The organism is Cytobacillus sp. FSL H8-0458 (assembly GCF_038002165.1).
Classification (GTDB): domain Bacteria; phylum Bacillota; class Bacilli; order Bacillales; family Cytobacillaceae; genus Cytobacillus.
The window spans coordinates 1,260,424-1,268,473 of the sequence record NZ_JBBOBR010000001.1; the positions used below are offsets into that span (position 1 = coordinate 1,260,424).

General features: G+C 33.2%; 1 protein-coding gene. It reads left to right on the forward strand.

From position 1 onward, the window contains the following. The first annotated feature begins 157 nt into the window (after positions 1–157). The gene (locus tag NYE23_RS06305) at positions 158–7,999 is read left to right on the forward strand and encodes an amino acid adenylation domain-containing protein (protein ID WP_341076312.1); all 7,842 of its coding nucleotides are present in this window, start codon (positions 158–160) and stop codon (positions 7,997–7,999) included. Positions 8,000–8,050 lie beyond the last annotated feature (51 nt).

Genomic DNA, 8,050 nt, shown 5'->3' on the forward strand with positions numbered 1-8,050 from the left:
CCGTCGGTTTAGAAGTCACTTGTGAAGTAGCTTATCCATGGATGTGCAATCTCCAATTCTCTAGATTTTATGAGATTGCACATCCATATGTATGGTTCTGTCTTCAATGAAATTTATAGCAGGCATCGGATAAATCGAAAGGAGTGATCATCCCCAAATGGACATTAAATGTTTTTTAAATGATCTTAAAAAGTTAAATATTTCAATATATCAAAACCAAGGAAAAATAAAGATTATCGGACCTCGAGACTTAATAACTAATGAAGTCAAACAAAGGATAAAAGGCCATAAGGAACAAATAATTGCGTTTTTAGAAAGAGAAGATATTAAAAGAAACGGTGAGATCACAAAAGTTATACCAACCAAAAACGGCTGCTATCCTATGTCATTATCGCAAAAGAGAATGGTTATATTACATGAATTAGAAACGGAAGGTACCACATACAATATACCTTTGGTTATGAAATTAAATGGCGACGTTCAATTAACCAACATTGAAAATGCCTTTAAAATGCTGATTAAGAGACATGAAATCTTAAGAACTTCATTTGTTAAGGTTAACGGTGAGACCGTACAAAAAGTAGAACAAAATGTGGATTTTGAAATAGGATATGGAGAATCAGCAGAGGCAGATGTACCAGCAAGAATCGAGTCCTTTATAAGACCATTTAATTTAGAGAAGGCACCGTTACTCCGAGTAGATTTATTAAAAATCAATGAAGATGAACATATATTGATGCTTGATATGCATCATATTATTTCTGATGGCATGTCTATGATTATTATGATGAAAGAGCTTTCTGATATTTGCAACGGAATTGAATTATGCCCATTAGAAATACACTATAAAGAGTACTCTGAATGGCAAAAAACGCAGTATGAAGAGAAAAAAATACTAAAACAAGAAGAATTTTGGCTTAACTTATTCAAAGGCGAAATCCCAGTTCTTAATTTACCAACAGATTATCAAAGACCTCAAACTCAAAGTAACAAGGGTGACAGTTTAGTTTTTGAAATAGAAGCTGATCTAATGCAACAGCTCAAAGCTCTTGCCAGAAAAAATGGCGTTACGATGTACATGCTTCTTTTAGCTGCATATACAATATTGCTTTCAAAACATACTGGGCAAGAAGATATTATAATTGGAACCCCGGTTTCAGGCAGATCTCGTACTGAATTTAAAAATGTCATCGGCATGTTCATTAATACCTTGGCAATGCGCAATAATCCTAGGGCTAATATAAGCTTTACTGATTATCTGAAAGAGGTAAGAGTAAACACTTTAGGCGCATATGATAATCAGGATTATCAATTTGATTCCCTGGTTGAAAAGTTAGAAATTAACAGTGATAAAAGCAGAAATCCCTTATTTGACACCATGTTTGATATCCAAACATATAGTGATTTTTCATTTAATATCGATGGAGTCTCAACAGAAGTATATGATTTTAACTTAAATATAGCTAAATTTGATTTAAGCCTTACAGCCATAGAGTATCCAGATCATATTTCGTTAGATTTACAATACTGCACGAAGTTATTCAAAAGAGAATCTATTAAAAGGTTAGCAGGACACTTTGTTAATTTGTTAGTTTCAGTTGTCAATGATCCAGCACAACAATTGAAAGAAATCAATATTCTTTCAAAAGAAGAAAAACAGTTATTATTACATAAGTTCAATGATACCAAGGTGGAGCTGCCCAAAACTCTAAATTTAACCGAATTATTCGAAAAGCAAGTAGAAAAGTCACCTAATCATACAGCGCTGATTTTTGAAGAAAAGCATATTACTTATTTGGAATTGAACGAAAAAGCAAACCAGCTGGCAAAAATACTTCGTTCAAAAGGAGTAGGCAAGGATATAATTACAGCGGTTATTGCTGAAAAATCTATAGAAATGATAGTCGGAATATTAGCAGTACTAAAAGCAGGAGGAGCCTATCTTCCGATAGATCCCGAGTATCCTGCGGATAGAATCCAGCACATTCTTCAAGATAGCAAAGTAAAAATAATTGTAAGTCAGGATCATATTATTAATAGGTTTGAAACGGCGATAGAAAGAATTTCGTTTGAAGACAAGAGTATCAGTAAACAAAGCAAGGATAATTTACCTTATATCAATGATTCTTCAGATTTAGCCTACATTATTTATACATCAGGATCGACAGGGAAACCAAAAGGAGTAATGACCACGCATCAAAATGTTGTGAATTACATACATGCATTTTCAAAAGTTATACCTTTGAATGAGGAGGATACAATACTTCAGGTAGCTTCATTTTCTTTTGATGCATTTACAGAAGAAATTTTTCCAATTCTGCTAAGCTCCGGAAAGATTGTAATAAGCCCAAACCTCAAAGAGATGAATATTGATAGGCTAGTCAACTTAATTAACTTACACAATGTTACTTTAGTTAGTTGCTCACCCTTATTATTGAATGAAATTGATAAGAATGAACATTTGATTTTGAATAATAAAATGAAGTTTATTAGTGGCGGTGACGTTTTAAAGTATGAATATATAAAAAACATCATTAAGTATGCGGATGTATACAATTCATACGGACCAACGGAAGCAACTGTCTGTGCAACATACTATAAGGTCAGCCCAGAAGATTTGATTAAAACAAGTATACCCATTGGCAAGCCAATCAGTAATTATAAAGTCAATATTCTCGATGAGCACTTCCAATTGCTCCCGATTGGAGTGGCTGGAGAATTATATATTGGCGGAAAGGGAGTAGCCAGAGGATATCAGAATAATAATGAGATGACAGAAAGTAAATTTGTAATGGACAAGTGGAATCCTGAAGAAAAGCTGTATCGTACAGGAGATTTGGCTAGATGGCTGCCAGATGGAAACATTGAGTTTCTGGGGAGAATAGACAATCAGGTTAAGATACGAGGGTTCAGAATTGAACTTGATGAAATAGAATATTACTTGTTACAACATAAAAACATTAAAGAAGCAAAAGTGGCAGTAATAGAAGGAAATAATAATAGCAGGTATCTGTGTGCTTACTTAACCATGACCGGAATTCAGGAAAATATAGAGAAAATTGAGCTCAGAGAAGCTCTTTTGAAAGAACTTCCAGAATATATGGTACCTTCGCATTTTATTCAGTTGAAAAAGATGCCTCTCACAATAAATGGGAAGATTAATCTTAAAGCTTTGCCAAAACCAGATTTGACTAAAAAAATTGAAGAAATATACCAGGAACCTCAAAACGAAATAGAAAAAAAACTTCTAGCGATTTGGGAAGAAATTTTAGGGATTAAAAAAATTGGTGTTATTCATAATTTCTTTGAAGCGGGCGGTGATTCTCTAAAGGCTTTTTCTTTGGCATCCCAAATTTATAAACAGCTGGGAGTAGAAATTCCCCTAAAGCAAATTTTTACTTCACCTACAATAAAAGGAATCAGTGAATGGATAAATAGACAAGAGACAAGCATTTATTCAACTATAAAGCAAACTGAAGAAAAGGGTTATTATTCCCTGTCCTCAGCTCAAAAAAGGCTTTATATTCTCAATGAAATAGAAGGAAGGAACAGTACTACATATAATCTTCCGTTTGTCTTAAAAATAAGAGGGCCACTTAATGTTAAAGAATTTGAAAATACCTTTAGAAAGTTAATTAACAGACATGAAGGATTAAGGACAGCTTTTGTAATACAAAATGGAGAACCGGTACAAAAGATATTAAAAGATGCAGAATTCAAAATTAACATTAGCTTTTGGGATGAGTTAAGTTTAACAAATAAAGTCTCGCAATTCATTAAGCCGTTTAATTTAGAAGAGGCTCCACTTTTAAGAGTAGAAATAATAAGGATTGATCCTGAAGAACATATAATGCTGTTTGATATGCACCATATCATTTCAGATGGCATCTCAATTGAAATACTAATGAAAGAATTAGCAGATTATTATAATGGCAACCCTTTACCTCCATTAAAAATACAATATAAAGATTATTCTGAATGGCAAAAGGAATTATACACCAATGGAAATATAAAAAAGCAGGAAGGATATTGGTTAAACGTATTTAAAGATGAAATCCCAGTCCTTAATATGCCTACAGATTATCCGAGACCACAGATTCAAAGGAATGAAGGTCATAGACTTGGTTTTACATTGGAACCTGAATTAACACATAAATTGAAAGTATTGGCAAAAGAAAAAGAAGTGACGATGTATATGCTCTTGTTAGGAGCTTATACTGCTCTTCTTTCAAAATATACAGGGCAAGAAGATATTATTGTTGGCTCTCCTATTGCTGGGAGACACCATGAAGATTTAAAAAATGTTGTAGGGATGTTCGTCAATACTTTGGCCATGAGGAATTATCCAAGACAAGGAATTAGATTTACCGACTTCTTAAAGGAAATTAGAGAAAATACCTTGAATGCCTACGATAATCAAGATTACCAATTCGATGAGCTGATTGAAAGACTAAATTTACAACGGGACATAAGCAGAAATGCATTGTTTGATACGATGTTTTCAACTCATAGTGCAACAGGAACCAGCTTTGATATAAGCGGATTAACCTTTGAACCTATTAACATTGATTTCAACATAGCAAAGTTTGATTTAAGTCTTTCAGCCATTGAATATACAGATCTTATAAAATTCGACCTTGAATACTGTACGAAATTGTTTAAAGAAAGCACAATGGAACGCCTAGCGGATCATTTTAAAAACTTATTACAAGCAATTGTCAATGATCCAAATCAAAAGTTAAGAGAACTTAATATTCTTTCAGTTGAAGAAAAGAATACACTTTTAAACGGGTTTAATAATACTCAGACTCCCTTTCCAGTCTCTACTATTCATACGATATTTGAAAATGAGGCTGAAAATAATCCTGACTCAGCAGCTGCTGTTTTTGGTGAAAATGAAATTAGCTACAAGGAATTAAACGAAAAAGCTAATAGACTAGCTAGAACTTTAAGGAACAAAGGGATAACAAGAGGTAGTATAGTCGGAATAATGGTCGATAGATCACTAAACATGGTTGCTGGAATACTCGGGATTTTAAAAGCTGGAGGAGCATACCTTCCAATCGATCCGGATTATCCCAGAGAGAGAATAGATTTTATGTTAAATGACAGTTTAGCAGATATCATTCTTACGCAGGGTCATTACATCAGAAAAATGAATTTCCGACAAGAAGCAATAAATATTGAAGATTTAGATATATATCATGAAGACGGAACAAACCTTAATACCATTAGTTTATCATCTGATTTAGCATATGTAATTTATACATCTGGAACAAGTGGTACTCCTAAAGGAGTTATGGTAGAGCATCAAAACATAATAAATGCCCATTACGCTTGGAGATATCACTATGGTTTATCTAAATTTAAAGTAAGGCTCCTTCAATTGGCAAGTATGTCATTTGACGTATTTACTGGAGATTTATGCAGAAGCTTATTGAACGGAGGCACAATGTATATTGTGTCAAACCAAACTAAATTAGACATGGAATTATTACATGAAGTTATTATGAAGCATAAGATAAATATCTTTGAATCGACACCCGGCCTCATCATTCCTTTAATGAATTATATCCACGACAAAAAACTTGAAATCAGTAGTTTAAAATTATTGATTTTAGGCTCTGACATCTGTCCAGTGAATGAATATAAAAAATTAAATGAATTATTTGGGGAGAAAATGAGAATTGTCAATAGTTATGGAGTAACCGAGGCTGCTGTGGATTCCAGTTATTATGAAGAATCCTATGATAGACTTCCTCAAATTACGAACACACCAATAGGAAAGCCGCTCAATAATACAAGGTTTTATGTATTAAGTTCTTCATTAACTCCCCAGCCATTAGGAGTATATGGAGAGTTATATATAGGAGGAAAAGGTGTAGCAAGAGGTTATTTAAACAACCCTTCTCTGACAAGGGAAAGATTTTTAGATGATTGCTTTAATACAGGACAGAAAATGTATAAAACCGGGGATATGGCTAGATGGCTGCCAGATGGAAACATGGAGTTTCTTGGACGAGCAGACGATCAGGTGAAAATCAGAGGCTATAGAATTGAAACAGGTGAGATAGAATCTCATTTACTTCAATACTCGAATATAAAACAAGCATTGGTAATCGTACGCAATAATAAAAATAATATCCCCAATTTGTATGCGTATTTTACCGCTAAATCGAATATAACTGCAAGCCAATTAAGAAGTTTTTTGACTAAGTATTTACCAGATTACATGATTCCATCTTATTTTATTCAATTGGATGTTTTTCCACTAACTCCTAATGGAAAGATCGATAGAAAAGCACTACCTATAGTTGAATCTAATTCTTATATCGCTTCTGAAAGTTATGAACCGCCTAGGAACCATGTGGAGGAACAATTAGTTGCTGCATGGGAAGATGTCCTGGGTATAAGTGGTATTGGAATCAACAAGAGCTTTTTTGAAATCGGGGGCGACTCAATTAAAGCTTTGCAGATTGTCTCAAGGCTTTCAAAGAAAGGACTTAGACTTAAGATCAGAGATTTGTTTGCTAATCCTAAAATAAAGAATCTTAGCAAATATATTGTATCCGAAATAAAACCTAGTAATGAACACGAAATTATTGAGGGAAGGATTCCCTTAACTCCTATCCAGAAAAGGTATTTTGATATAAATAATACCGAATTCGATCATTATAATCAGTCATTAATCCTTTTTAGAAAAGATGGATTTAATGAAAATATTGTTGAAGCTGTGTTTACTAAAATTACTGAACAGCATGATGCACTTAGAATCGTATTTAAAGAAGAAAATGGAGAATTCATCCAATTTAACCGGGGATTAAATGAAAAAGTCTTTGATTTGATTGTCAGAGATATTTCGAATGAACAAGACACTGAAACACTTGTACAACAAACAGCTGCTGAGCTGCAGAAAGAGATTTCGATAACAGATGAGAAACTTGTGAAACTCTGTATTTTCAAAACACATCAAGGTGACCATCTTTTAATGGTTGTTCATCACCTAATTATTGATGGTGTTTCCTGGAGAATACTAATCGAAGATTTACAAACAGCATATAATCAAGTCCTAAACGGAGAAAAAATTGACCTGGGTTTTAAAACCAGCTCTTACATGGAGTTTTCAAGAAAATTAGCAGAATATGCTGACAGCAAGCAGCTTAATAAAGAATTGAAATACTGGGAAAAAATATCAAGTGAAAAAGCACCATTCTTACCCAAAATACAAGAAGAAATTTCTAATGATTATGAAAACAGTAAAACATTTAGAACTTCTTTAAATGAAGAATTTACGGCCAAATTATTGGCTGAAGCCAACCAAGCATACAATACACAGATAAATGACTTGCTTTTAACTGCTTTATTGGTAACAGTAAGGGACTTGACAAGTGAAAATAAAATGAAAGTTCTTATGGAGGGGCATGGAAGAGAAGAAGTCATTCAGAGAATAGATCTAAGCAGAACAATAGGCTGGTTTACTTCATTGTATCCTGTATATCTAAATTTAAATGATGAAAGGGATTTATCTAAGAGTATAAAGATAGTAAAGGAAACATTAAGGAAAGTCCCAAATAATGGAATAGGGTATGGAATCTTAAAATATCTGGCGAAATCAGACATTCTTTTTGAGGATGAGGCACCTATATTGTTTAACTACTTAGGTGAAATTGATAGCGATATTACAAATGATGAATTTTCTTCATCATGGCTACCAACCGGTGCCAATATTGGTGATAGCAGTGCCAGAGACGCTTCTATTGAAATAGATTCTATCGTGGCAGAAGGCAAATTATTCATTAGTACTACTTTTAACTATAAAGAATACTCAGAATCACTAATTGAGACCTTTAATAAAACTTACAAAAGTCATTTAGAACAGATTATCCATCACTGTGTCAATAAATCTGACAGTGAAAAAACATCATCTGATTATGGTTCTGATTTGTCATTAGATGATCTTGAAGAACTTTTGAATGAATACGAATTTGCAGACAGCTAATCTAAGAAATATAGTGAGTTTTCTTTAAAAGTTTTTTTCAGAACAATTTAG